We start from the raw sequence: 25,499 nt of genomic DNA, 5'->3' as shown, positions 1-25,499 counted from the left end.
CAACAAACAACGACAACGGAGGAGGAAAACGTGACGACAGGAGCATTCGAGGAAGTTGTTCTTCCCGAAGTTCAATCAGATTACCGCGACCATCGCCGTGTTCGCGACGTTCGCCGTCGGATTTCTGGCGCGTCCGCTCGGCGGGATCGTGTTCGGACATTTCGGTGATCGCCTGGGCCGCAAATCCGTCCTGCTGTGCACGCTGCTCATGATGGGCCTTGCGACCATGTCGATCGGATTGCTGCCGACCTACGCCAGTGCAGGCGTGGCCGCGACGATCGCGCTCGTCGTGCTGCGTTTTCTCCAGGGCTTTGCGCTCGGCGGCGAATCGACCGCGGCGATCCTCATGGCCATCGAGACGGCGCCCGGCCACCGGCGCGGCTTCTCTGCCGCGGTGATCCAGGCCGCGGGCCCCGTCGGCGTCGTGCTGGCCTCGTTCGCCGCGCTCGCGATCTCGCGGCTGCCGGAGGCGGATCTGCTGTCATGGGGCTGGCGCGTTCCGTTCCTGATCAGCGCGGTGCTCGTCGCGCTTGGCGTCTACATGCGCCTGCACATCGAGGAGAGCGCAACCTTCCGTGAGGCGAAGGCGGTTGAATCCGCCCCTGTCGTCGAGGCGGTGAAGGAGCATTGGCGGGCGATCCTCATCGTGTTCTTCGCCGAGATGGCGCAGACCTCCTATTTCTACCTGACGGCCATCTTCACCATCTCGTTTGCAACGCGCCAGCTCGGCGTTCCGAAGGACGTGATCACGCAAGCCGTGCTGTTCGCCAATCTCGTCGGGCTCGTGACCATGCCGCTGATCGGCGCCTGGTCTGACCGGATCGGCCGCAAGCGGCTGTTCCTGGCCGGCGTTGTGCTCGCAGCCATCTCGATGTTTGCGTTCTACGGTGCGATCGCGAGCCGTGACGCCTTGCTGGTGACCGCTGCGGTGATATTGGCCGCGGGCGTGATCCATCCGCTGATGTTCGGCACCGAGGGGAGTTACTTCCCGGAACTGTTTCCGACCCGCATCCGCTTCACCGGCGTGTCGATCGGAAAGCAGCTCGGCACGGTGCTCGGGGGCGGTATCGCCCCGCTCGTCGCCACCAGCCTGTTCGCGCAGACGGGCTCCACCTACGCGATCGCAGCATATTACGTCGCGCTCGCGCTGGCGGCGATGATCGCGCTCGGCTTCGCGCACGAAACCAGCAAATCGCGGCTGCTTGGCTGAGCCCAGCCACAAACATCAGGGATGTTATCATGGACGTCAATCTTCTCATCAACGGGCAGGACCAGGTCGGTTCGACCGGCAAGGTGTTCGAGCGGCGCAATCCGCTCTCGCAGGAGGTCGCGAGCCGCGCGGCCGCTGCGACGGTTTCCGACGCCGACGCTGTGGTGGCGGCGGCGTCCGCCGCGCTTGCCGCGTGGTCGGCGCTCGGGCCGAACGAACGGCGCGGTCTGCTCCTGAAGGCCGCCGATGCGCTCGAGGCCAAGCGCGATGCCTTCATCCGGAACAAGATGGCCGAGATCGGCACCACCGAGGTCTGGTCGGCCTTCAACGTCAAGCTCGCAACCGGCATGCTGCGTGAGGCGGCGTCGCTGACGACGCAGGTCGCGGGCGAAGTGATCCCGTCCGACAAGCCGGGATGTCTCGCGATGGCCGTCCGTCAGCCGGCCGGCGTGTGCCTCGGCATCGCGCCGTGGAATGCGCCGATCATTCTCGGCGTGCGCGCCGTGGCGACGCCGCTCGCCCGCGGCAACACGGTGGTGCTCAAGGCGTCCGAGATCTGTCCGGGAACGGACCGGCTGATCGGAGAGGTGTTCAGGGACGCAGGCTTTCCGCCCGGCGTCGTCAATGTATTGACCAACGCGCCGGCCGATGCGCCGGCGGTGGTGGAACGTCTCATCGCCAATCCGGCGGTGCGGCGGATCAACTTCACCGGCTCGACCCGGGTCGGCCGCGTCATCGCCGAACTCGCCGGCCGCCACCTCAAGCCGGTGCTGCTCGAGCTCGGCGGCAAGGCGCCCCTGGTCGTGCTCGATGATGCCGATCTCGATGCCGCGGTCGCCGCCGCGGCGTTCGGGGCCTTCATCAACCAGGGCCAGGTCTGCATGTCGACGGAGCGCGTGATCGTCGACGAGGCGGTGGCCGCGTCCTTTGTCGAAAAGCTCGCAAAGAAGGCCAGCGCGCTTCCGGCCGGCGACCCGCGCTCCGGTCCGGTGGTCATCGGCTCGATGATCGACGAGGCGCCGGCCAGGCACGTCGTTGCGCTGATCGATGACGCCATCGGCAAGGGCGCCGTCAAGCTTGCGGGCGGAGAGCGGGCCGGAACGGTCGTGCCGGCGACCGTGCTCGACCGCGTCGTCCCGGGCATGCGCATCTACACCGAGGAGAGTTTCGGTCCCGTCGTCTCGGTGATCCGCGCGCGCGGCGTGGATGATGCGGTGCGTCTTGCCAACGACACCGAGTATGGCCTCTCGGCGGCCGTCTTCGGCCGCGACGTCGCGCGGGCATTGACTGTGGCGCAGCGCATCGAAAGCGGCATTTGCCACGTCAACGGACCGACCGTGCATGACGAGGCCCAGATGCCATTCGGCGGCGTGAAGGGATCTGGCTACGGCCGCTTCGGCGGCCAGGCCGGGATCGCCGAGTTCACCGATCTGCGCTGGATCACCATCGAGACCCAGGCGCAGCACTATCCCTTCTGATCGCGTCACGACACGGCGAAGCATGCCAGGAAATCAACCCATGAATTCAAAAGTCCTGACGGTTCGGGAAGCAACCCTCGGCGTGCTTCGTTCCTTCGGTGTCGATCGTGTCTTCGGCAATCCGGGCTCGACCGAGCTTGCCTTTCTCGGCGATTGGCCTGACGACATCGATTACGTGCTCGGCTTGCAGGAAGGCTGCGTCGTCGGCATGGCCGATGGCTATGCTCAGGCGACGGGGCGTCCGGCCTTCGTCAACCTGCACTCGGCGGCCGGGCTCGGCCATGCCCTCGGCAATCTCTTCACCGCGTTTCGCAACAAGACGCCGATGGTGGTCACAGCGGGCCAGCAGGCGCGCAGCCTGCTGCGGATGCGGCCCTATCTCTTCGCCGAGGACGCCGAGCAGTTTCCGAAGCCCTATGTGAAGTGGAGTTCGGAACCTGCGCGGGCGGAAGATGTGCCCGCGGCCATTGCGCAGGCCTTCCTCACCGCCATGCAGCATCCGCGCGGTCCGACATTCGTGTCGGTGCCGTCGGATGATTGGGCGCGGCCAGCCGTCGCGCCGCCGGTGCGCCACATCGCAACGGAGTTTGCGCCCGATCCGGCGGCGATCGCCCGGCTCGGCGCAGCCATTGCAGCGGCCAGCAAGCCTGCCTTTGTTGTCGGCCCCGAGATCGATCGCAACGGCTGCGTCGATGCGATGGTCGTGCTCGCCGAACAGGCGAGGGCGACCGTTTGGGCTAGTCCGATGTCGAGCCGTTCGAGCTTTCCGGAGTTGCATCCGCAATTCGCCGGCTTCCTTCCGGCTGCGCCAGGAGGGCTCGCCCGCGCCTTGCGCAGCGCCGATCTGATCGTGGTGGTCGGCGCGCCGGTGTTCACCTTTCACGTTGAGGGCCAATGCGAATTGCTCGACGACGGAACGCCGGTCTGGCAGATCACCGACGACCCGACCGAGGCTGCCTCCGCGGCTGTCGGCGACACCATCATCAGCACGCTCCCGAAAGCGCTCACTGCGCTTCGCTTGGCGCTGCCCGACATCGCGACGCGCGAGGTGCCGGCCGCACGGACGCGGCCTGCCGCTCCCGCCGCGCAAAACCCGATTCCTCCAGCCTATGCGTTGAGCCGGCTGTCGGCGCTGATGCCGCCGGATGCGATCGTGGTCGAGGAAGCGCCGTCGCATCGTCCAGCCATCCAGCAATTCCTGCCGATGCGCGGGGCGGACAGCTTCTACACCATGGCAAGCGGCGGGCTCGGTTACAGCCTGCCGGCCTCAATCGGCGTGGCGCTGGCGCGGCCGGGCCGTCGCATCGTCGCTCTGATCGGCGACGGGTCGGCGATGTATTGTATCCAGGCGATCTGGACCGCCGCGCAACACAAGTTGCTGATCACCTTCGTGATCATGAACAATTCCGGCTATGGGGCGATGCGGGCCTTCAGTCAGCTGATGCAGACGCATCGTCCGCCCGGGATCGACCTGCCCGGCCTCGACTTTGTCGCTCTCGCCAGCGGATTTGGTTGTCCGGGCAAGCGCGTTACGCAAGTCGACCAAGTTGACGCCATCCTCAGCGAGGCCCTCGCGGCAAGAGGGCCGACAGTGGTCGATATAGCGGTCGACGGCGCGACGATCGATCTTTTCAGCTATGGGTCCGCAAACCCATCTTTGCTATCGGGATGATGTCCGCCGTTCTCGCTCGAGACGCCGCAACGAAATCGCAACGAATTGGGTGAAACGAGCGTGAACAAAACGGGACAGAGGGGCCGTCACAACGAGAAAAATCAATTACTTAGAAGATACTCACTGCGTTCGGGACGCAAGAGGTGGTTTTGGTCAGATCGCAACCCGAACTGAATGTTGGTACCGGTGGTTGCGCCTCCCCGCAACCACCGGTTCTTGCGATATCGATGCAGGCGACCCGGAATGGTCGCCTTTAGGTGACTCAAGCAAGCGCGCCTCCCTTGATCGGCGTCACCTTCTTGGGATCGAGCCAGTAGTCGATCCGATCAGCCCAATGCTGCATCAGCTTCGTGCGCGAACCGATCAGCGCAAGCGGTCCGTGCTTCTTGTAGAGGCCTTCCACAGTCGAGTTATCGAGGTGCGCAAGCTGCAGCTCGATGACATCGCCATCCCATGCCTTGGCGTCCTTGATCTCTTCGTGGTGAGACAAGGTCGAGAAGGTGGTCCGGAATCCATGCGCACAATGGTCAGACTTGGTGTCAATGCCAAGCAGCCGCAAGCGCTTGTTGAGCGTGTTGTTTGAAAGTGGCGCGTCCTTCGAGCAGGAAAACGCGTACCGGCGATGGCCGGTCAGCTTCTGAACGCTGCGCAGGATTGCAAGTGCTTGCCGTGACAAAGGCACGACATGGTCCCAACCGGTCTTCATCTTGGCGGCTGGAACAGTCCAACGTTCTGTATCCCAATCGACCTCGCTCCACTCCATTTCATTGACCATCCCGGGGCGGGGAATGGTCAGCGCGTCGAAGCGCAAGGCAAGGCCGACAACGTCACTAAACCTCGCTCTCGTCCACGGTGCGTTGATGAGCTTGAAGACGCGCGTCACGTCGCGTGGTTCAGTGACGCCGGGACGCGGCGTCGAAATGTTGGCAATCATCTGCCCATTCAGGTTGCGGAATGGATTGTAGCCGTCGCCTTCGACATCGGCGTAGTCACAGATTTGCTCGCCGATGCTGCGCACGCGGTCGCGGGTTTCCAGCTTTCCCTCGGCTTCGTATGAACGCATGAAAGCGAGCACGTCCGGACGCTTGATGTCCTGCCTGCACAGCTTGCCGAAGCGAGACTTGACGTAGCCGACGCGCAGCTCAAGCACCTCGATGGTCTTGGGATCGCGCACCGCGACGATCCTGCCGCGTTTGACTTTCTCCAACTTCTTCTTCGCGAGCCACTCGTCGGCCCATTGCCCGAAAGGCCGGGCAGCCGCCTGCCTGTGCTTATCGAGCTGCTTCTCGGTGCTCGGGTCCTTGCCGTCCTTCAGCAGGTCTTTGGCTTTGTCGCGCTCGCGCCGCGCATCGGCGAGCGAGAACGTGCCATCCTTGCCGTTGCCGTAAGGTCCGATGGAGTATGTTTTCTGGCGACCGTGGAAACGGTAGTCCATCCGCCAGAGCTTGGAGGCAGCGTTGCCGGGCCTGCTCACGTCCGGCGTGACGAAGAGATAGAGCCAGCCGCCGGTCACGTCGGAAAGCTTGGCGGGACTCCACGCGCCATTGTCGAATTTGGGTCGGGCGGCGCGGCAGTCGACGTCGGTCCTGATCTGCTTGGGATTGGCGCACGCGCCGTCGTTCTTGCCGGCCATTTGCTCAATTCCTTCATCCGGAAAAGCGAAAGTCGCCGTGAACGTTTGTTCTCCCGATACCAGCAAAAATACCAGCAAATCGGGCGGCTGCGATCGGAGGAGAACAAACGGTGACGAACCAGAATGTACGCGGAAGTGCCTATTTTTCAAGGGCTTCCAAGCACTGCGCGAACGATTGCGGACGTTTTGGAACGGGCTTGAACAGCCTAGTTGGTGCCCCTGGCCGGAATCGAACCAGCACTCCTTGCGGAACTCGATTTTGAGTCGAGCGCGTCTACCAGTTCCGCCACAGGGGCATTCGCGGCTCCCCGTGGCCGGGGGTGGCGAAGCGGGCGGACTATAGCGGGCGGCCGGGCAGGGTCAACCCGCGCGGACGTGATTGTTCCCGATCTCGACAGGATCGCGCCGCAGAGTTAGGACGCGGGCAATGGACCGCAGCCGAAGGAGACGAAGGTGGTGACCGAGACCTCAGCGCTGGCGCGCCCGGCCTCCCGTGTGCTGAACCCGGCCGTAACCGCGGCGCTGCTCGCCGCCGGCATTGCCGCCGCGGCCCTGGCCGGCGCCTGGTACATGCAGCTGGTCTGGGGCCTGCAGCCCTGCGAACTCTGCCTGAAGCAGCGCTATGCCTATTACGCGATCGTGCCGCTCGGGCTGCTGCTGGCGCTGGCGGGAAGCGTCGCGCCGCGCGGACTGCTGGTGGCGGGGATCGTGCTCATCGCGCTGGCTGCGCTCGGCAATGCCGGGCTCGGCGTGTACCACGCCGGCGTCGAATGGGGCTTCTGGCCGGGCCCGACCGAATGCACCGGGCCGGTCGGCAATCTCGGCAGCGCCAGCAGCCTGTTGGAGCGGCTCGATAGCGTGAAAGTGGTGCGCTGCGACGAGGTGCAGTTTCGCTTCCTCGGCCTGTCGCTCGCCGGCTACAGCGTGCTGATCTCGCTGCTGATCGCCGCGATCGCGGCCTGGGGCATTCGCGGCACCGCGCTCAGGGCTTAGTCGTCCACATCGTCCTGCGGCCGTCCGAACAGATGGACGATGCCGGGGGTGGCGATGGTGACGAACACGAAGCGCGACAGATGGTGCGCGCCGACGAAGATCGGGTCGATGTGCAAGGTCAGCGCCAGCGCCATCATGGCGTCCATGGCGCCGGGCGCGAAGGCGACGATGGCGTCGGAGAACCGCACATGCGTGGTCAGCACGATCAGGACCACGAATAGCGCCGAGATCATCACGGCGACGGCGAACGAGCCGAGCGCGGCATGGACGTGGCCGAGCAGCGTCTTGACCCGCATGCGGGCGAAGCGGCTGCCGATCAGGGCGCCGATGCCGATCAGTGCCACGCCGCGCATCCAGGGCGGCAGGCCGCCGTCGACCCAGCCAAGGCCGTGCAGGAGGCCGGCGCCGAGCATCGCGCCGAACAGCCAGCTGGCCGGAAATTTGATCAGCTGCAGCAGCACCGAGACGGCAAGCGAGCCGACCAGCATGGCGGCGAGCCCGAGCGCCGACGCAACCGGCATGGCCATGGCCGGCGAGGACGAGGGCGTGACGCCGGCGATCGCCAAGACCAGCGGCAGCGCGGCGGTCAGGATGATGACGCGCAGGGTCTGCACCACCGCGATCGCCGGCAGGTCGGCGCCGCGCTCCACCGCGAGGATGGTGATCTGCGACAGCGCTCCCGGGCTGCCGGCGAGGAAGGCCGAGGTGCGGTCCCAGCCGTGAATGCGCTGCAGATACAGGCTGGAAGCGAAGGTCGAGCAGAACGTCGCGAGCGCGAGCAGGCCGATGGTGACGGGATAGGCGCTGACATGATTGATCAGGTCGCGCGACACGACCGAGCCGATGGAGATGCCGAGCAGGAGGAGCAAGGTCTGGGTGACGATCGCCGGCACCGCGAGCGGCCGGCCGGCAATCGCTGCGATTCCCGTCGCGACCATCGCGCCCGAGATCAGGCCGCCCGGCAGGTGGGCAAAGAGAAAAACAAGGCCGCCGGCGGTGCCGATGGCGAGCGTCTCGATCGCGCTCAAGGTCTTGGCGCGGCTGGGCAGATCGATCGGGAGGGAGGAGATGATTTGGCGCACGCCGCCTTATGCCAAATCCCGCGTTTGCGAACAATTATCGCGGCTGCGGAGCAGCAATGCAGGCCGTTGCAGCCGGCAACATGAATCCGCCCCGGAGACGGGTGGCCGCGCTCCGGGATCGTGCTTGGAGGACGCTCGGGCGGCGGGGTCATCAGTGGAGAACGTCAGATCCGCCGCCCCAGGCTCACTTGATCAGCTGATCACTTGGATTTGGCGTCGGTCTTGGTCTCGGCGGCGCCGCCCGCGGCCTTTTCTTTCTTGCAGGCGGAGCGGAATTTCCGGCGCTCCTTGCCCTTCAGGCCCTTCTCGTCGGCTTCCTTCGAGCATTCGAGCGAGGCGGCGCTGCGCGCCTTCTTCTCCACTGGCGCAGCCTTGTCCGAGGCGGGAGCCTCGGTCTTGGCCGGAGCCGTCGTGGTCGATTGCGCCAAGACGGGGCCGGCGAGCAGGAGCGAGGCAAAAGCGGCGATAGCCAGACGGGTGGTGAGAGTCATGTCGAAACCCTTGTGTGGCGAAAGCGTGAAGGCTCAGCTTTCGATACTGAACGGTACATGAATGACGCAATGCGGGATATGGATTCCGCCCGACTATATTTTCGCCGCGGGATACCGCCGCGGCTTGGTCACCCCCCTTGCCCGTGGCTACAATCGGGATCTCATTCGTCATGCCCTTCAGGGAGACCAAGGATGACCTTTCAAGCCAAATTATTGATTGCCGCCGTTTCGAGCTTGGCGGCTTTCGCCGTCGTCGCGCCAGCACAGGCGCTCACGATGCAGGAATGCAGCGCCAAGTATAAGCAGGCCAAGGAGGCGGGCACGCTCAACGGCCAGAAATGGAATGACTTCCGCAAGGCGCAGTGCGGTGCCGATGCCGCGGCGGCGGCTCCCGCAGCTGCGCCTGCTGCCGCTCCGGCGGCGGCGCCTGCCGCCGAGGCCAAGCCGGCGAAGCAAGCGAAGGAGGCCGCCCCTGCCGCTGCTCCTGCGGCGCCGGCTGCAGTCGGCAACGCCGTATTCCCCTCGGCTGTCGATCCGAAATATGCCAAGGAGACTCCTGGCAAAGCGCGCATGCATACCTGCGTCGACCAGTACAACGCCAACAAGGCCAGCAACGGCAATGGCGGGCTGAAGTGGATCCAGAAGGGCGGCGGCTACTACAGCGAATGCACCAAGCGCCTGAAAGGAGCGGCCTGATCGGCCCATTGACCAAGCGGCCGGATCGTGACAGCCGGCTGCGGTCATGTGAACGTCTTGAGTGAATTTCTTGAGCGGGCGCGCTGCGATCGGCGGCGCGTCCGACAGATCGACGATGATTGCGAGTCTCAGTCTTATTCTGCTGTGCCAGCTGATTGGCGAAGCCGTGGTCCGCTCCGTCGCGCTGCCACTGCCGGGACCGGTGCTCGGGCTGGCGTTGCTGCTCGGGTTGTTGTTGCTGCGCGACCGCAGCAAGTGGCTGGCGATCGGGCCGCTCGTCCGGGACCCCACGAGCGCCAAGGACGGCGTCGAGGACGTTAGCCGGGTGCTGCTTGCCAATCTGTCGCTGCTGTTCGTGCCGGCCGGGGTCGGCGTGGTGCAGAGGCTCGATATCATCGCGGCCCATGGCCTCGCGATCGCGGCGGTGCTCCTGCTGTCGGTCGTGATTACGCTGCTCGCCACCGTCGCGGTGTTCGTGGCGACGAGCCGGTGGCTGGCGCGGGGCCGAGCCAAGCCATGACGAGCAGCAGCCCGTTCTCGCTCTGGGTCTATCTTTCGCAGTCGCCTCTGCTCTGGCTGACGGTGACGCTCGTCGTCTACGCGTTCACGGATGCGATTTCGCTGCGCACGCGGCGGCATCCGCTCGCCAATCCCGTGCTGCATGCGATGTGGATCATCGCCGCATTCCTGCTGCTGACCGGCACGCCCTATACGGCCTATTTCGCCGGTGCGCAGTTCGTCCACTTCCTGCTCGGGCCTGCGACCGTGGCGTTGGCCGTGCCGCTCTACCAGAACCGCAAACTGGTCGCGCAGGCGATTCTGCCGATGCTGGCCGCATTGATCGTCGGCGCGATCACCGCGATCGTCTCGGCGGTGTGGCTGGCCGAAGCCTTCGGCCTGCCGCGCGAGGTGGTGCTGTCGCTGGCGCCGAAATCGGTAACGGCGGGCGTCGCGATGGGCATCAGCGAATCGCTGCATGCCGACCCGTCGCTGACAGCGGTGGCGGTGGTGTTCACCGGTATCATCGGCGCGATCATCGTCACGCCGTTGATGAACCGGACCGGCATCACCGATTTCCGGGCCCGCGGCTTCGCGGCCGGTCTCGCCGCGCACGGCATCGGCACCGCACGCGCCTTTCAGGTCGATCAACTGGCCGGCACCTTTTCCGGCATCGCCATGGCCCTCAACGCGCTGGTCACCTCCTTTCTCGCTCCGCTCGCGGTCACATTGCTGCTCCGCTGATGCAGACTTGCCTTTCATTTCAAGACATGAGCCTGCTGCTGCGATGATCTCGACGACACAAGGCATCCTGGGACTCATCTGCGGCGCGATGGTCGGCTTCTCGCTCGGGCTGGTCGGCGGCGGCGGCTCCGTGCTGGCCGTGCCGCTGATGGTCTATGTGGTCGGCGTGCCCGAGCCGCACATCGCGATCGGCTCGAGCGCAATTGCGGTCGCGACCAATGCGGCGGTCAACCTGTTCAATCACGCCCGCGGTGGCACCGTGATCTGGCCGATTGCTGCGGTCTTTGCCGTGGCCGGCATCATCGGCGCGTTCTTCGGCTCGTTGCTCGGCAAGATGATCGACGGCCAGAAGCTGCTCGCGCTGTTCGCGCTGGTGATGCTCGTGATCTCGATGCTGATGCTGAAGACCCGCGCCCGGGTCGGCATCCCCGACGTCAAGATGAGCATGGCCAACCTTCCGGCCGTGATCGGTTTCGGTCTCGCGACCGGTTCGCTGTCCGGATTTTTCGGTATCGGTGGCGGCTTTCTGATTGTGCCGGCGCTGATGGCGGCAACCGGCATGCCGATCATGAACGCGGTCAGCTCTTCGCTGGTCGCGGTGACCACGTTCGGGCTGACCACCGCGGCGAGCTATGCCTGGTCGGGCTTGGTCGCCTGGGATCTCGCCGGGCTGTTCATTGCGGGCGGCATTCTCGGCGGCATAGCCGGCACGTGGTCGGCGCGCCGGCTGTCGGAGCGGCGCGGCGCCTTGAACATCGTCTTTTCTGTCGTGATCACGGCCGTTGCGCTCTATATGCTGACGCACAGCCTGCTGCAGATCTGGGGCTAGGCGAAATGGAGACGGCTGTGAGACAGGTTTCCGATCGCATCGTCCCTGCCACCAGCCGGCGCAGCGTGCTGGCCTTGCTGGCGGCCGGTACTTTCACCCTGCCGTTCAGACCGCGCATCGCCATGGCGCAGGACGCTGACGAGCCGGACGAAGCCTCGGTGCTGCGCGATCCCGAGGCCCCGGTGGTGGGCAATCCCGATGGCGACATCGCCATCGTCGAATGGTTCGACTACAACTGCCCGTATTGCCGCAAGCTGGAGCCGGAACTGCAGCAGGTGGTGCACGATGACGGCAAGGTGCGTTGGGTGTTGAAGGAGTGGCCGATTCTGGGGCCGGCTTCGGTGGCGGCTGCGCGCATGGCGCTCGCCTGCAAATATCAGGACAAGTATGTCCAGGCGCACGATGCGCTGATCGGCACCAATTCGAAGCTGACGGAATCCAGGATCGACGAGATCCTCGCCGGTGCCGGGATCGACATCGATCGCGCGAAGCGCGATCTTGCCGACAAGGCCAAGGCGATCGACGCCATGCTGGCGCGCAACGACGCACAAGCTCGCGGCTTGCGCTTCCGCGGGACGCCGTCCTTCATTGTCGGGAAATTCAGGGTGCCGGGCGTTCTCACCATGGCGCAGTTCGAGCAGGTGATCGCCGATGCGCGTCAGGCAAAGGGCGCAAAGTGAGGATTGCACATAACGAAGGCGCCATCGCATTCCGCGATGGCGCCTTGCGTCTTGAGAAGCCTTGCAACGTTACTTCGCTAATTTACGCTGCCAAGTTGCCCTGCTGAGTTACTCTGCCGAGCTATTTGGACGAGATGCGAACCCAGTCATCGTGCGCGCGCTCTTTGAGTGCATGCCAGTTCGCAGCGGCGACGTCCCAGTTTACGATCGTGCGATGCGTCTCCGCGGTCTGACCGTTGGCGACCCCCGACGTCTGCATGGAATCGTAGATATAGACGCCAAAGCCCAAGAGCAGCGCACCCAGGATCATCCCCAAGAAGGTCTGCATGACGGAACTCCTCCAGTGACGGCCAATAACGCCGACATCGGATGATGGTTCCGCGCCGCGTCGACCTCGTCCTCAGCTAAGGCGCTAAGTGCGCGCTTTTTCGGGTGCCGAATTCGGCCCTGACGTGACCAGATTGAGCGCTTTCAGCTCCTCCGGCTTGAAGATGAACAGCTTGTCATGCGGCGTCTCCATCGCGTGCATCCATACGTCGAGCTTCACGCCCATATCGGCCAGATAGCGCTCGACTCGCGCGGAAATATTTTGCGCCACGCTCATCTCGTCGCGTGTCGCTGCGTTCGCGGACCGCACAGCGGCGACCTGTTGCACGCCGATCACGGCGCGTTCGCCCGCCCGACGCTCGGTCCCGCCGGCAAGCACGAGCGGGCAGGACGAGGCGCAATACTTTCCGGCTTCGACCTCGGTTGCGAAATTTCGCCCGCGGATCAGCCGTCCCATCGCCAGCGCATCGGCGACCGAGCCGCCGGGCGAGTTCAGGACCACCGTCTTGATGTATTCGCCGTGCCGTTCGACTTCAGCGGCGAAGGCCTGCGAACTGCCGGCGGTGATCGTGCCGGTGGCCAGCAGCCGCCCGCCGCCGCCCAGCTCGAACGTAATCGGTCGCGCCAGCGCGGGATCAGGCTGCGGTAGCGGGATCAGCCGCTTGATCAGCGGCGCCAAAATCGACGGTGAATCGGACGGCGAGCCCGTGATGGGCGTATCCTCTCGGACCTCCGTCTGCGACAATGGATCTGAGCTGGCGACCCAGCCGGCGCGTTCGGCGAGATCAGCTGCGAGCGCGCTGATGGCGACAACGAGCACCAAACGAAAGATCCAGCGCAGGATGCTCTCGTCCAGATTGCCTGCAAGCCAGGTCTGAACCCGGTCTGAGACGGCCGCACGCATCGCCTATTTCCCGCCGCGCGCCGATGACAAGGAGGTCACGTTCTCGTCCGCGGCCGGCGTGGCTGGAGATGCCTCCGCGCCAGGCTCCGCCTGCGATGCGGCCGCCGGGCTGCGTGGTGCAGCCGCGCGCCGCGCATCCTCGACCTCGCGCGCTACCTGCAGCGCTGCCAGCAGATCTCCGGCGGTAAGGTTGGAGGCGTTGACGGCCGGCAATCCCTCGCGGCGGATGGCGGCATGTACAACACAGAGGATGAGCACCAGCACCGCCGGCATCAGGTCGATCGAGATCGCGCCGGCCCAACTCGGGATGAAATCGCCGGCATAGCGGAGCACGGCTTCGGCCGGAGACAACGTCTGGAATCTCGCCGTCTCGACCCGCGGCATCGCCAGGATCTTGTCGGCGGCGCCGGCCAGCGAGGCGGCTTGGCTGGCGATCGAGCTCTCGACCTTGCCGACGACGGCGGTCTGGCGCTCGGCGAGATCGCCGCTGCGGCCGCCGGCAGCCGGCGCAATGAAGCCCGATGACAGCGATGTCGCTGCGCGTTTGACCGCCGGTGCCACTGAGGTCTGTTGCAGGTTGGCGATCACGCCCATCAGGTTCAGCGACTCCGCCGAGAATGCGTCACTGCGTGCGGCGATCGGTCCGCGATCCGAGATCAGCTCGCGCATCTTGGCGAGGCTCTTGCTGCCCTGGTCATAAAGCGCTGAGACGCGCTTGGCCGAATCCTGGACCTGCTGGCCGAGGCCATCGAGCTGGGTCGACATCTGGGTCAGGAGCTGCACCACCGTTCCCGACCCGGCGGTGCCCGTCAGCGATCCCGCGCGCTCGGCCTCCGCGAGCTTGGCGAACCGGGAGGAGGCGAGCTGAATGTCCGGCAACAGCCCTTGCGCCGCGATCGCATTGGTGTTGGCCTGATCGAGGTCGCGCGTGTAGTTCTGCACGGTGATCGAAAGATGCTGCTGGATCGCGGCGGCGCCGGCGAGTGCGGACGCATTCAGCCACGACGACATTGCGACGATCATCAGCGCGCCGAGCAGCATGCAGCCCGCCATCAGCCCGCGGCCGATCCCGTTGGTCACGTGCGGCATGAACTGCATCATGAACACCCAGAACGCGTAGATGCCGACCGAGACGGCAACTGAATAGATCACGGCCGCGAAGAAGACCGTCGTCGGGCTGCCGTTCAACAGCTCGCGGACGCCGAGATAGGTGTAAACGCCGGCCGCAAGCGCCAGAATGGCGGTGGTGAGTTTGAGGGTGACTTCGAGGCGCTGCACCCCGCTGACGAGCACGACGGAGGTGGGCGAGCGGGCCAGCGAGAGCTGGGAAACGGGTGCGGACGGCGAGGGCATAGGCGTTCCTTGGCGGCATCGTGGCCGCGTCAAGCGGCGCCCCCGCTGTTCGGCTCAATGGTCATCAATGCGGAAAAAATCCGCCGAGATTATGTCGCTATTGACTGTCGATCGGCCAAGTGAGCGGGCACTACGTGAAGATCACCCTTTGGTGAGCCACGCCAGAAGCTCACTGTTGATCTCGCGCGGATAGCAATGGCTGAGATCGTCGATCTCGCGATAGCTGACGTCGGCGCCGGCCTTGGCCAACGCAGCGCTGGTATGCCGCGCGACCTCGACCGGAAACATCCAATCGAGCCGGCCGTGGGTGATGCGAATGGGCAGTCCGCGCAGGCGATCATGATCGGCGAGTTCGGCCATCAGCGGATGAAACGTGGTGGCGATCGGCGCCAGATGCGTGAAGGGAGATGCGCGTTCCAGCCCACTGACATAGCAGAAGGTGCCGCCATCGCTCATGCCGGTCAGCAGCATGCGGCTGAAATCGACATTGAAGCGGCTGCGGACGAGATCGAGAATGCGCGCGAGGTTGGGGCTGTCGGTGTCTTCGCCCATCAAGGCCCAGGTTCGCCCTGTAGCGGTTGGAGCCGCTACGATGGCGCCCAGGCTCCTGGCGTCGCGCAGCCAGGTCCAGAGGAAGTCCCGTCCATGGCCGCTGCCGCCATGCAGCGCCATCACCAGCGGCCAGCGTCGATCGGGCGTGTAGTATTCCGGGACGTAGAGCGAGAAGCCGGCGCGTTCGCCACGGTCATTATGATCGTGAAAGACGCCGGTGTTCTTGGCCGCCGGACCGCTCAAGCGCTCCTTCAGCGTGTCATCGTCGCGCGCAGCTTGGGCGAGGAAGAACTCGCTCACGGGCGGCAGCTTGCCAGCGAGCGGATAAAGTGCCTCCAACGCGCGCGGGCCGTGCCGAAGTGCGCGGAAGACATCGACCAGATCCCCGTCTCCGTGCTGGACAGTGCGCAGGCCGGCGAAGGCCGCAAGTGCGGCTTCGCTCGCGCCATCGAACGCAACGCGCGCGTCGGAAAACTCCTCAGGCCAAGCCGTGAGCTGCGCACACGCCGCCTGCAGGGCCTGATCCGGCGTGCCGACATCGGACATGATACGGTCGAAGTCCGGCGGATTCAGATAACGCGCGACGTAGGACAGCGCCTCGAGCGACTGCAGCAGCGGCGGCAGCACGGCCATGATATCGTCCACCACTGCATCGGTCATGGCGCCTTCCTCGCATTTCTATGAAGCTGTCTGGATCGAAGCGCACGCATGCGGCGAGCGGAACGCTAACTTTTCAGTGTCATCGGTGCTGCGGAACGACCATACGATCGCGCGACCAGCCAGGTGGATGATGGTTTGCAATCGTCGCGTGTGGCCGTGTTTGCAACGATGTCACGCAGTCTCGTTCTCTGCCGTTGGCTCGGGTCATTCCGATTGACAAAGAATAGACGAGATAGGCTGCTTAGAGAAGCAGCCGCAGGGCGAGGTTCCGGCAAGGAGCGCCATGCCTCGAGGGCATAAGCCTTGCGGAAAAACCTGCCGCCAAAAGGGGGGATCGGATCATGACGCAGCAGCCATCGGCCGCATTGATCAACGCAGTCCTGGCCATGGACGTGTACAACAGGGGCGTCAACCCTGCGCTGGTCGTCAACTTCGAACGGATCGGTAACTACGAGCTGATTGCGGGAAGCGTGACGTCCACTGCCGACAATTTCGAGGCCGCAACCTACCAACTCGCCGGCGATCCCTCCACTCGGATCATCTCCTTTCGCGGCACCGACAGCGTAGCCGATGTTCCGGCGTGGCTTGGCGGCGCCGGTCTCACCGGCTGGCCGACGCAATTTCCGGACGCGGAGGCCTACTACAAGACCTGGGCGACCACGTCGAACGTGTCGCTGACCGGACATTCTCTGGGTGGAGGTCTTGCGGGCTACATCGCCGCCCTCAACGACAAGCCGGCCTATGCGTTCGATGCGATGCCGTTCGAATTCGCCGCCGAAGTCCGCTACGATCAGCTTCACGGTTTTTGGGGCGCGCTCACCTCGAACCCGATTCCCCGCTATTCCGATATTCACATGGTGTCGGTCTCCGGCGAGGTGCTGCAATATGTGCGCGATGCCGCGCCCATCGTAGAGGCGCCGCTGGCGCTGCTGCAGCTCGGCCCGGTCGACGGTGCTATCGCGATCGCCCACGCGGCGGTCGGCATCGCCTCTGAAAGCGACAGCGTGCTCGGCTCTGGAACCAATCTCGGCCTCGATCCGGTCAGCCTCCACTCGATCGCGCTGCTGACCATGATGCAGTGGGCGAGCGACAACGGCCTTTCAGACTGGAAGCAGGCGGCCGCCGCGCTGTTGGCGCCGCTCCAGGACGATGCCATCGCGTCCGCGGTCGGCATTCCCGGAGCCAGCGCCACCGCCGGCGAAGGCTCGCCGTCGGCCAAGATGAAGGACATGATCGCCTATTCGACGGTGACCGATGCCAGCGGCTACGGCAACAGCGCGGTGCAGGCCCTGTTCCATGGCGGCGATGTGCTCGGTGACGCGGTCGGGGCGAGCTCGGCCGCCGGCTATCTGAAAGCCAGCGGTGTGCAAGCGGCCTTTGCCGATGTCGTCGTCGAATATTCGGCGCTGCTCGCGCAGAACCATGACGAGGTGCCGGGTGCAACGCCGGGCGTCATCGGCCACGAACATGGCGTGATCTATAACGATACCGCGGCGAATCTGCTGGTCGCGGATTTTTCGCCGGATCTCTGGCTGCGCGCCGACACCGGAACGACCGTCGATGTCATCGGCAAGATGGCACTGATCGACGCCATCGCGACCGGAGATGGCGAGAACGCAGGTCTGATCGACAGCGCGATCACGACGCTGTGGGGCGGGCAGACCGGCAATCTCGACTGGCTCAGCGCGGCATTGAGCGATGCGGCCACCACCGTTGCGCTCGATGCGCTGCCGGGCGTCACGGTCGCGGCGTCCGCCGGGGCGCTGCTGGTGGCCGGTGCCGGCAACGATACGCTGCTCGGCACCGGCAACAACGATCTGCTGATCGGGGGCGGCGGGAGCGACAAGCTCGATGGCGGCGCCGGCAACAACATCCTGGTGGGCGGCGCCAACGCCTTCTATTTCTACCAGAGCGGCGACGGCAGCGATGTCATCATCAATGGCACCGCGTCGGTCTCGACTCCGACCGGTACCCTGGACTTCAGCAATGCCGCCACGGCCGGCTCGCTCTGGTTCGTCAAATCGGGCAATGACCTGCAGATCGATCTCCTGGGTACCCATCAGCAGGTGACGGTGGCCGATTGGTTCCTGGGCGGCTCCTATCAGTTGCAGGAGATCAAGGCCGGCGGTCTCGAAATCGATGCCAATGCTGCTGCGCAGCTGGCGCAGGCGATGTCGGCCTATGCGCAGAGCCATCCAGGCTTCGATCCGACGGTTGCCTCGCAGATGCCTTCGGATGCACAGTTGCACGAGATCATCGCTGGCGCCTGGCATATCAACGCCTGACGCAAAGCTGGTGCGGCGCGGATGTGACGTGCCGCCGTCTTCGACTGCCGGCTTCAGTGCAGGCGTGGACCCTTCAACAGCTTGGCGCGGTCGGTCGAAGCCACCGTGACGTCAAAGGTCACGCCCTCGTGGTGCACCGTCAGCGGCACGTCGACGCCGGCGGAACCGAGCGCCCAGAGCTTGCGGTAAAAGTCGCTCTGCCCGGTCACCTTGTCGCCGTTGATGCCGAGGATCACGTCACCGGCCTTCAGCTCGGCGCGCGCGGCCGGGCCGTTGCTGGAGACGCCGATGATGACCACGCGGTCGTCGATCTCGGTCGAATACATGCCAAGCCAAGGACGCGCCGGCTTGTTGACGCGCCCGAAGCGGCGCAGGTCGTCCATGACAGGCTTCAACAGATCGATCGGCACCACCATGTTGACATGCTCGGACCGGCCATCGCGCTCACGTTCGAGTTGCAGCGAGCCGATGCCGATCAACTCGCCTTTGGCCGAGATCAAGCCGGTGCCGCCCCAATTGGGATGAGCCGGAAGGGTGAAAATGGCTTCGTCCAGGAGATATTCCCAATAGCCCGCGAATTCCTGCTTGGCGACGATCTGGCTCGCCACCGAGCGGGTGCGGCCGCCGGCGCCTCCGAGCACGACCTGCTCGCCGACCCGGGTCGCGGCGGAGGAGCCCAACGGCAGCGGCTCGAGGTCGAGGCGGCCCAGCGCCTGCACCAGTCCGAAGCCGGTGGCGAAGTCGAAGCCGAGAACATGGCCCTCGATGACGCGGCCATCGTTGAGGTGCAGCCATACGCTTTCTGCTTCGGTGATCAGATAGCCGATCGTCAGCACCAGCCCGTCATCGATCACGACCGCATTGCCGGCGCGTTCGGTGCCGAGCGTCTCCGCGCTGAAGGCATCTGAGGGAATGATTGCATGCAGGCCGACCACCGAGGCCAGCACGTGGTCGAGATCGAATTTGTAATCGCTCGGACGAGGCTGGAATGCGAACGGCACCTTCCATTCGGTCAAAGAGGGCATTCTTCAATCTCCCACTCCGTCGGCGCGCGGCTTGCGCCGATACGTCTGCGATCCACGGCTTCGATGGGCGCGGCCGAGCTACGACTTCAGTTTAACACCATTGCTGCCAGTCGTTCCAGTTCTGAGCCGTGGTGTCTTGGCGATGACGGCTTGATCGCCGGCCACGTGGAACGTGACGGATATGCTCGCTCGAGCGGTGTCCGCAGAATGGAAACGCTCGTCGTCGGATATGGCTCCGTGAGAAGCCGCACCGGCCAACGCCAGGGCCGCAATGTCATCGGTACCGGGATTCAGCGCCATGATGGCCATCGGCGCGACCGTCTCCGCCCAGTGCGTTCCCCTGGAACCGCTCTTTTAACTTGCGATTGTCGCAATGGCGCGCGCACTGGGAGACGGACGTTGCAGCGGCGGGCAGGCTGAGATCTGCCGCCGGTGAGACGGCATCGGCGCGGCACGATCGCGCGTGCCGCGCCTGAGCGGTGACCGGCGCATCAGGCGAGGTGGCATTGATGGCCCAGGCAAGGACCTCCAACTCCAACTCCGAGGCCGCCGGCGAGATGCTGGCGCGGCTACGGCGGCTGCACGCGGCGGTGCGGTTTGCGCTGCCGCAGCGACATGCGATTCTGGTGATCGTGTTGTTGGTGCTGGCGGTTGCGGCCATCAATGCGTTCGAGCCCTTGGTGCTCAAGGGTGTGTTCGACCAGCTCACCGACCGGAACATGCCGGGGCCATCCTCGCCGGCATCCTGTTGCTGCTCGGCTTCGCGCTGGCCCGCGAGACGATGGCTGGCTTTTCCAACTGGCTGACCTGGCGCACCCGCATCGGCCTGCAATATGCGCTTCTCGAAGCGACCATCGGCAAGCTGCACCGGATGCCGCTGCGCATCCAGCGCAGCGAAGGGATCGGCGCCATCATGACCCGGCTCGATCGCAGCATCCAGGGCTTTACCAGCGCGGTCACCGCGATCCTGTTCAGCATCATGCCATCCGTCATCTTCCTGGTGATCGCGGTCGTGATCATGCTGCGGCTGGAATGGCGGCTCGCTTTGCTGGTGCTGCTGTTTGCGCCGTTGCCGGCGCTGATTGCCGCGCGCGCCGGCCCCGAACAGATGCAGCGCGAGCGCACGCTGCTCGACCGCTGGGCGAAGATCTATTCGCGCTTCAACGAGGTGCTCTCGGGCATCATGATCGTCCGCAGCTTCGCGATGGAAGATACCGAGAAGGCGCGCTTCCTGCGCGATGTCGCTGCGGCGAACAAGGTCGTGATCCATGGCGTTGGGATCGACGCCGGCTATTCCTCTGCAAGCAACCTGGCGGTGGCGCTGGCGCTACTCGGCGGTCTCGCATTCGGTGCGTACCTCGTCCTGCAAAGCGACATCACAGTCGGGACCGTGGTTGCGTTTCTCGGCTATATCGGCGGCCTGTTCGGCCCGGTGCAAGGCTTGAGCGGCGTCTACTCCAGCCTGCGCAAGGCCTCGGTCTCGCTCGACGAGATCTTCGGTATCCTCAATGTGCAGGAGCATCTCGGCGACAGCCCGGATGCCGTCGAGCTCACCGACGTCAATGGCGATGTCAGTTTCGAGAACGTGCATTTCCGTTACGAGCAGCCGCAGCGTCCGCGGCTCGATGGCGTGACCCTGCATGCCGCCCCCGGTGAGACCATCGCGATCGTCGGCCCGAGCGGCTCCGGCAAGAGCTCGCTGGTGCGTGCCATCGCCGGCTGCTGGCCATGGGGCAGAGGCCGGATCGCGATCGCGGGCGGCCAGCGCGTGCTGGTGATCCCGCAGCGGCCTTATGTGCCGGCCGGGAGCCTGCGCGACGCCGTGAGCTATCCGCGCGCGAGCAGCGATCTCGACCGTGAGCAGGTCGTCGCCGCCCTCGCAGCGGCTGGCCTCGGTCCATTCCTGCCCAAGCTCGACGAGGTCGCGGCCTGGGACAGGATGCTGTCCGAAGGCGAGAAGCAGTGGCTGGCGATCGCGCGGCTGCTGCTGCACCGCCCCGACATCGTCGCGCTCGACGAGGCGACTTCGGCGCTGCATGTCGAGGGCCAGGCGGAGTTGACGGCCACCCTCGCGCGCGAGTTGCCGGAGGCCACTATCATTACCGTCGGGCATCGGCCGGAGCTCGAGGCCTTTCATGACCGCAAGCTCACGATCGCGCGGCGGGTCGGCGGCGCCGTCATCGTCGCGGATACCCCGCTCCCGGTGGCCGGCGAACGGCGCGTGGGTTGAAGCTACCCGGCCTCCACTTGGGCACGCACCGGCAGGATACGGAAATCGCGTCCTTCCTTCAGCCAGGCAGCACGCTCGTCGCGCAGCAGCGTCCGGCGGACTTTGCCCGAATCGTCGCGCAGCATCGTGTTCACGATCTCGTAGCTTTCCGGATGTTTGTAGCGGATGAGCCGATCGGCGAGGAAATCGCTCATGCCATCGACGATCGCACGAACATCCTTGCGCTCGTCGATCTCGACGATCGCATGCACGCGCTGGCCGAGTTCGGGATCGGGCAGCCCGACCACGACGCAGGAGCGGATCTCCGGATGCGCCATCAGCGCCGCCTCGACCTCGGCCGGATAGATGTTGGCCCCGCCGCGCAGCACCATGTCGGCGAGCCGATCACCGAGATAGAGGTAACCGTCTTGGTCGAACCGGCCGATGTCGCCGAGCGACTCCCAGCCGTCCGGCCGCCGTTTGGGCTCGGCGCCAAGATAATGATAGGTCGTGCCTGGGCCGTCCTCGGGCAGGAAATAGATCTCGCCGCTCTCGCCGGGCGCGACGTCGTTGCCGTCAGGACCGATGATCCGCAGCTTGCAGGACTCGTCGATCTTGCCGACCGACCCTTTGTGCTCGAGCCATTCGGTGCCCGAGATCACCGTGCGCCCTTGCCGCTCGGTGCCGCCATAGAGTTCGTAGATTTTCTCCGGACCGAGCCACTCGATCCACTTCTCCTTCAGCCATGGCGGCATCGGCGCCGCCATGTGGAAGACGATTTTGAGGCTGGAGACATCGTAGGAATTGCGCACCTCTTCCGGCAACGCCCAGATCCGATGCATCATGGTCGGCACGAAATTGACCCATTGGATGCGCTCCGCCTCGATCAGGCGCAAGGTCTCCTCGGCGTCGAACTTCACCATGCCGGTGACCCGGCCGCCGGCGAACAGCGCGAAATGCGACACGATGAAGGGCGCGTTGTGATAGAGCGGCCCTGGGTTGAGCAGCGACGCGCCTTTCGGCATCCCGAGCGGCGGCTCGGCCGCGGTGTCGGTCACGGCGGGAAGATGGTCGAGGATCACCTTGGGCCGCCCCGTCGAGCCGCCCGAGGTCATGGCCTTCCAATAGCGCGCGACCGGTGCCGTCAGCGGCTCGTCGGAGAAGCCTTCGGGCACGAAATTCGCGGGCAACGAATTCGGTGCGTTCCAATCGGCCTCGCCGCCGACCACGAGCGAGGGTTTCAGGATATCGAGCACCGCAGCCGCTTCGCCGCGCGGCAGCCGCCAGGACAGCGACGTCGGCGTGGCGCCGCACTTCCACACGGCGAAGCTGGTCTCGAAAAAGGCATTGCCGTTGGGCAGGCCGATGGCGACGAAATCGCCGGGCTTGACGCCCTTGGCCATGAAGGCGTGGGCGCGGCGGTTGGCTGCGTGCTCAAGCTGCTCCCACGTCAAGGTGTCGTTGCCGTGACGGATCGCGATCGTGTCCTTCGGCTTGCGCTCGGCATACCAGCGCGGCACATCCGCCAAGGGAATCAGCATAGGTTCCTCCGCATTGTCAGGCGTTCAGATCGCCATCTCGTTGTCGTCGCGGCAGGTCGAGCCGGCCGCGCGTCCCGTGATGAGAGACGTTGTGCCTCAACTCATGTTGGTTCGTCCATATGCACACTGCTCATGATTGGAAATGCCGCGTCGCGAAATAGAGCTGCATGTTGCGGCCTATTGCGAGATCAGCTCGAACCTTTAGCGTCAGCAATCATTGAGGCGGAAGGGGGCGAACTGATGGGAGTTCCCTATGCACGCTCAAGAAATGATCTCCAGCCATCCGCAGGTCCGCGGCCAGACCAATGACGCGCTCATCCGCTGCATCGAGGAGTGCTATTCCTGCGCCCAGACCTGCACGTCCTGTGCTGACGCCTGCCTCGCGGAGGACAAGGTCAAGTCGCTCACGCAATGCATCCGGCTCGACCTCGACTGCGCCGACATCTGCAACATTACCGGGCGCATCGCGACGCGACGGACCGGGTCGGATCAGGAGGTGATCCGGCGCATGCTCGACACTTGCGCCGCGGCCTGCCGCCTCTGCGCCGCGGAATGCGAGAAGCACGCGCGGATGCACGAGCATTGCCGGATCTGCGCCGAGGCTTGCCGGCGCTGCATGAGCGCTTGCGAGGAGGCCGGGCGCGGCATGGCACATTGATAACGCGGTGGCCGGACCGGGTGTCAGCCCCGGCCCGGCCGCTCAGGATGCTTTCCAGATTATTTGACCGGTCAGCCGAGCAGGTTGGTCAGCGACGTGAAAATGCCGAGCAGCGTCAGGCCAAGCTTGTTCATGATGGTAATGAGCGCGAGCGCAATTCCACAGGCAATCAGGCCGTATTCGATCGCCGTTGCGCCGGACTCGTCCTTCAGCAGCTTCAGCGCCAGTCTTTTCAGAATCTTTTTCATTCCGCACCCGGACGAACGTCGTTGTCCATCTCACGGGCCGGGAAACTACGGGTGATAACCTAAGGTCGTATAAAGATGATGCCGCCAACTTTCCGCACTCGCCGGGATTTCCTGAAGACAGATGGTCGGCGCAAGCCGCGCAGGCCTCAGTCGGGCACGCCCGCGGCCTTGAGGGCCTCAGCATAGGTCGCCGCCATCGTGCCCACCGGGAACGGAATTCGGGACAGGAAGCCCGAGACCGTCAGGTCGGGCTCCACGATCAGCAGCTGCTGCGCGATTTGGGCGGCGCGGTCGCGGCGGTTCGTGTTCACCAGCGCCACCAGGAGTGCACGCAAGGCGACCGCGAAGCGCCGGTTCTGCGCCAGCGCCTTCTCCGCCCAAGCGATCGCTTGGGCAAAATCGCGGTCAGCCAACGCGCAGATCGCCATGGCGCCGGATGCGAACCAGCCGCGCGGATCGCGCGGGTTCAGCCGCATCGCGCGTTCGATCATGGTGCGGCCGGCGACCTGATGGCCGCTCATGGCTTCGATCCAGCCGCCAAGCGTCAGCGCCATCGCGGAATTTGGATTGATCGCTAGCGAGCGGCTGAAGAGCTCGCGGGCCGGCTCGATCTCGTCGGCCATGTTCCAGATTGCAAAGGCCGCCATCCACAGCACCTGCGGATCGTTCGGCGCGAGCTCGGTCGCGCGCCAGGCGCGTGCGACGGCCTCGTCGCGATAGGTCTCGTCTGGCTTGATCCAGCCCTGGAAGTGACGCAGCGCGTGGCAATAGGCGGCTGCCGCCATCGCCGGCGCGTAGAGAGGATCGATCGTCAGGGCCTGTTCGAGGCAGTCGATCGCAGCCGCCATGCTGTCGGCCGTGAACGCGTCGCGAAGGCTGGCGGCGCGCAGGAGCAGGTCGTAGGCGTGAAGGGCGTTCGCCGGTAGCGATCGACGCCGCTCAGCCTCCGCCAATTCCAATGTCGGCTCGATCGCCGCCACCACGCATTCCGTGATGGAGTCCTGCAGCGCGAACACGTCGCTGGCATCGCCATCGAACCGGTCGGCCCAGAGATGAGCTCCGGTCGCGGTGTCGATCAGCTGACCGGTGATGCGCAGGCGGGACCTGTCACGGCGAACGCTGCCTTCCAGCACATAGCCGACGCCGAGATCGCGTCCGACCTGGCGGATGTCGACTGGCTTGTTCTTGTAGGTGAAGGATGTGTTGCGCGCGATCACGGCAAGCCCACCGCAGCGGGACAGCGCCGTGATGATGTCTTCGACCATGCCGTCGGCGAAATAGTCCTGCTCGGGATCGCCGCTCATATTGGCGAAGGGGAGGACGGCGATGGACGGGCCTTCGAACGGCGGAGCTGCGATCTCGCCTTGGTCGTTCGGTTCTGCCGCCGCCGGCTCCCGCACCTCGCCGACGAAGCGAAAGCCCTTGCGAGGGATGGTCCGGATCAGGCGCTGCGCCTCGCCATCGTCGCCGATCGCGGCGCGCGCAGCACTGATCCGGCTGCTCAGGGTAGCCTCCGAGACGATGCGGCCGCCCCAGACCGCCGCCAGCAGATCGTCCCGGCTCACCACGCGGTCGCGGTTGCGGATCAGGAACTCCAAGAGATCGAAGACCTGCGGCTCCATGGCGACGAGAGCGTCGTCATGGCGGAGCTCGCGCCGCTCTGGATCCAGGGCGAAATCTTTGAAATGATAGGACAAACGTCAATACCCGCCGACTTGCTGTTGGGGCGGA

General features: G+C 65.1%; 25 protein-coding genes and 1 tRNA gene. 13 read left to right on the top strand and 13 right to left on the bottom strand.

The features are described 5' to 3' along the window. Positions 1-55: 55 nt before the first annotated feature. From QX034_RS07860 to mdlC, 3 genes are read left to right on the top strand one after another with little or no spacing between them, the layout of a single operon-like run. On the top strand, positions 56-1,210 hold the full coding sequence (locus tag QX034_RS07860) for an MFS transporter (RefSeq protein ID WP_316195163.1): 1,155 nt from the start codon (positions 56-58) through the stop codon (positions 1,208-1,210). 29 nt (positions 1,211-1,239) lie between these two features. After that, positions 1,240-2,688, top strand: coding sequence for an aldehyde dehydrogenase (locus QX034_RS07855; protein ID WP_316195161.1), 1,449 nt, complete (start codon positions 1,240-1,242; stop codon positions 2,686-2,688). A gap of 40 nt (positions 2,689-2,728) precedes the next feature. Then, positions 2,729-4,360: a benzoylformate decarboxylase gene (gene mdlC / locus QX034_RS07850; RefSeq protein ID WP_316195159.1), complete on the top strand. Its 1,632-nt coding sequence runs from the start codon at positions 2,729-2,731 to the stop codon at positions 4,358-4,360. 262 nt (positions 4,361-4,622) lie between these two features. Here the strand turns inward: mdlC and QX034_RS07845 are convergent, their stop codons facing one another. Both QX034_RS07845 and QX034_RS07840 read right to left on the bottom strand, forming a co-directional pair. Then, the gene (locus tag QX034_RS07845; protein WP_316195157.1) at positions 4,623-6,143 is read right to left on the bottom strand and encodes a tyrosine-type recombinase/integrase; all 1,521 of its coding nucleotides are present in this window, start codon (positions 6,141-6,143) and stop codon (positions 4,623-4,625) included. A gap of 61 nt (positions 6,144-6,204) precedes the next feature. Next, positions 6,205-6,289, bottom strand: a tRNA-Leu gene (locus tag QX034_RS07840). A 202-nt stretch (positions 6,290-6,491) separates the two neighbouring features. On the opposite strand from QX034_RS07840, the gene QX034_RS07835 reads away from it, so the two are divergent. Beyond that, complete coding sequence (locus tag QX034_RS07835; RefSeq protein WP_409977563.1) at positions 6,492-6,986, top strand: disulfide bond formation protein B; 495 nt, start codon at positions 6,492-6,494, stop codon at positions 6,984-6,986. Here the strand turns inward: QX034_RS07835 and QX034_RS07830 are convergent. Continuing rightward, a complete protein-coding gene (locus tag QX034_RS07830; RefSeq protein ID WP_315706492.1) occupies positions 6,983-8,068 on the bottom strand; it encodes an AbrB family transcriptional regulator in 1,086 nt (361 codons plus the stop codon). The two genes, QX034_RS07835 and QX034_RS07830, sit on opposite strands and share 4 nt — an antisense overlap. A gap of 200 nt (positions 8,069-8,268) precedes the next feature. After that, a complete protein-coding gene (locus tag QX034_RS07825) occupies positions 8,269-8,559 on the bottom strand; it encodes a PsiF family protein (protein ID WP_315706491.1) in 291 nt (96 codons plus the stop codon). A 192-nt stretch (positions 8,560-8,751) separates the two neighbouring features. Here QX034_RS07825 and QX034_RS07820 point away from each other — a divergent pair, with 192 nt between their 5' ends. From QX034_RS07820 to QX034_RS07800, 5 genes are all read left to right on the top strand, one after another. Then, a complete protein-coding gene (locus QX034_RS07820; protein WP_315706490.1) occupies positions 8,752-9,255 on the top strand; it encodes a hypothetical protein in 504 nt (167 codons plus the stop codon). A gap of 115 nt (positions 9,256-9,370) precedes the next feature. Further along, the gene (locus tag QX034_RS07815) at positions 9,371-9,775 is read left to right on the top strand and encodes a CidA/LrgA family protein (protein ID WP_315706522.1); all 405 of its coding nucleotides are present in this window, start codon (positions 9,371-9,373) and stop codon (positions 9,773-9,775) included. Beyond that, positions 9,772-10,497 (top strand): LrgB family protein, encoded by a 726-nt coding sequence (locus tag QX034_RS07810; protein ID WP_315706489.1) that lies wholly within the window; start codon positions 9,772-9,774, stop codon positions 10,495-10,497. Before QX034_RS07815 ends, QX034_RS07810 begins: the two co-directional genes overlap by 4 nt. A gap of 43 nt (positions 10,498-10,540) precedes the next feature. Continuing rightward, complete coding sequence (locus QX034_RS07805; protein WP_315706488.1) at positions 10,541-11,326, top strand: sulfite exporter TauE/SafE family protein; 786 nt, start codon at positions 10,541-10,543, stop codon at positions 11,324-11,326. A gap of 17 nt (positions 11,327-11,343) precedes the next feature. Next, a complete protein-coding gene (locus QX034_RS07800) occupies positions 11,344-12,006 on the top strand; it encodes a DsbA family protein (protein WP_315706487.1) in 663 nt (220 codons plus the stop codon). 121 nt (positions 12,007-12,127) lie between these two features. Here QX034_RS07800 and QX034_RS07795 read toward each other — a convergent pair whose 3' ends face one another. The 4 genes from QX034_RS07795 to QX034_RS07780 form a co-directional block, all read right to left on the bottom strand. After that, positions 12,128-12,334, bottom strand: coding sequence for a hypothetical protein (locus QX034_RS07795; RefSeq protein ID WP_315706486.1), 207 nt, complete (start codon positions 12,332-12,334; stop codon positions 12,128-12,130). A gap of 84 nt (positions 12,335-12,418) precedes the next feature. Further along, a complete protein-coding gene (locus tag QX034_RS07790) occupies positions 12,419-13,237 on the bottom strand; it encodes a hypothetical protein (RefSeq protein WP_315706485.1) in 819 nt (272 codons plus the stop codon). A 3-nt stretch (positions 13,238-13,240) separates the two neighbouring features. Next, the gene (locus QX034_RS07785; protein ID WP_315706484.1) at positions 13,241-14,590 is read right to left on the bottom strand and encodes a hypothetical protein; all 1,350 of its coding nucleotides are present in this window, start codon (positions 14,588-14,590) and stop codon (positions 13,241-13,243) included. A gap of 141 nt (positions 14,591-14,731) precedes the next feature. After that, positions 14,732-15,802 (bottom strand): phospholipase, encoded by a 1,071-nt coding sequence (locus QX034_RS07780; RefSeq protein WP_315706483.1) that lies wholly within the window; start codon positions 15,800-15,802, stop codon positions 14,732-14,734. Between the two features lie 341 nt (positions 15,803-16,143). Here QX034_RS07780 and QX034_RS07775 point away from each other — a divergent pair, with 341 nt between their 5' ends. Continuing rightward, complete coding sequence (locus QX034_RS07775; protein ID WP_315706482.1) at positions 16,144-18,087, top strand: Mbeg1-like protein; 1,944 nt, start codon at positions 16,144-16,146, stop codon at positions 18,085-18,087. A gap of 53 nt (positions 18,088-18,140) precedes the next feature. Here the strand turns inward: QX034_RS07775 and QX034_RS07770 are convergent, their stop codons facing one another. Both QX034_RS07770 and QX034_RS07765 read right to left on the bottom strand, forming a co-directional pair. Further along, positions 18,141-19,112 carry a S1C family serine protease gene (locus QX034_RS07770; protein ID WP_315706481.1) on the bottom strand — a complete coding sequence of 324 codons (972 nt, stop codon included), beginning with the start codon at positions 19,110-19,112 and terminating at the stop codon, positions 18,141-18,143. A gap of 78 nt (positions 19,113-19,190) precedes the next feature. After that, positions 19,191-19,421, bottom strand: a complete 231-nt coding sequence (locus QX034_RS07765; protein ID WP_315706480.1) for a hypothetical protein — start codon at positions 19,419-19,421, stop codon at positions 19,191-19,193. Between the two features lie 200 nt (positions 19,422-19,621). On the opposite strand from QX034_RS07765, the gene QX034_RS07760 reads away from it, so the two are divergent. Continuing rightward, the gene (locus QX034_RS07760) at positions 19,622-19,918 is read left to right on the top strand and encodes a hypothetical protein (RefSeq protein ID WP_315706479.1); all 297 of its coding nucleotides are present in this window, start codon (positions 19,622-19,624) and stop codon (positions 19,916-19,918) included. Beyond that, entirely contained in the window at positions 19,894-21,342 is a 1,449-nt protein-coding gene (locus QX034_RS07755) for an ABC transporter ATP-binding protein (RefSeq protein ID WP_315706478.1), read from the top strand. The genes QX034_RS07760 and QX034_RS07755 overlap by 25 nt, the downstream gene beginning before the upstream one ends. A gap of 2 nt (positions 21,343-21,344) precedes the next feature. On the opposite strand, the gene QX034_RS07750 is transcribed toward QX034_RS07755, so the two are convergent. Next, entirely contained in the window at positions 21,345-22,862 is a 1,518-nt protein-coding gene (locus QX034_RS07750; protein ID WP_315706477.1) for an AMP-binding protein, read from the bottom strand. A gap of 253 nt (positions 22,863-23,115) precedes the next feature. Between QX034_RS07750 and QX034_RS07745 the strand changes: the two genes are divergently transcribed. Further along, positions 23,116-23,520, top strand: coding sequence for a four-helix bundle copper-binding protein (locus tag QX034_RS07745; RefSeq protein WP_315706476.1), 405 nt, complete (start codon positions 23,116-23,118; stop codon positions 23,518-23,520). Between the two features lie 71 nt (positions 23,521-23,591). Here the strand turns inward: QX034_RS07745 and QX034_RS07740 are convergent, their stop codons facing one another. Both QX034_RS07740 and QX034_RS07735 read right to left on the bottom strand, forming a co-directional pair. Beyond that, positions 23,592-23,768 carry a Flp family type IVb pilin gene (locus QX034_RS07740; RefSeq protein ID WP_315706475.1) on the bottom strand — a complete coding sequence of 59 codons (177 nt, stop codon included), beginning with the start codon at positions 23,766-23,768 and terminating at the stop codon, positions 23,592-23,594. Positions 23,769-23,914: 146 nt separating this feature from the next. Next, positions 23,915-25,465: a winged helix-turn-helix domain-containing tetratricopeptide repeat protein gene (locus tag QX034_RS07735; protein WP_316195155.1), complete on the bottom strand. Its 1,551-nt coding sequence runs from the start codon at positions 25,463-25,465 to the stop codon at positions 23,915-23,917. Between the last annotated feature and the right edge of the window lie 34 nt (positions 25,466-25,499).

This window comes from Bradyrhizobium sp. SZCCHNR3119, from assembly GCF_032487775.1.
Classification (GTDB): domain Bacteria; phylum Pseudomonadota; class Alphaproteobacteria; order Rhizobiales; family Xanthobacteraceae; genus Bradyrhizobium.
This window is presented reverse-complemented; position numbering and strand designations above follow the sequence as displayed.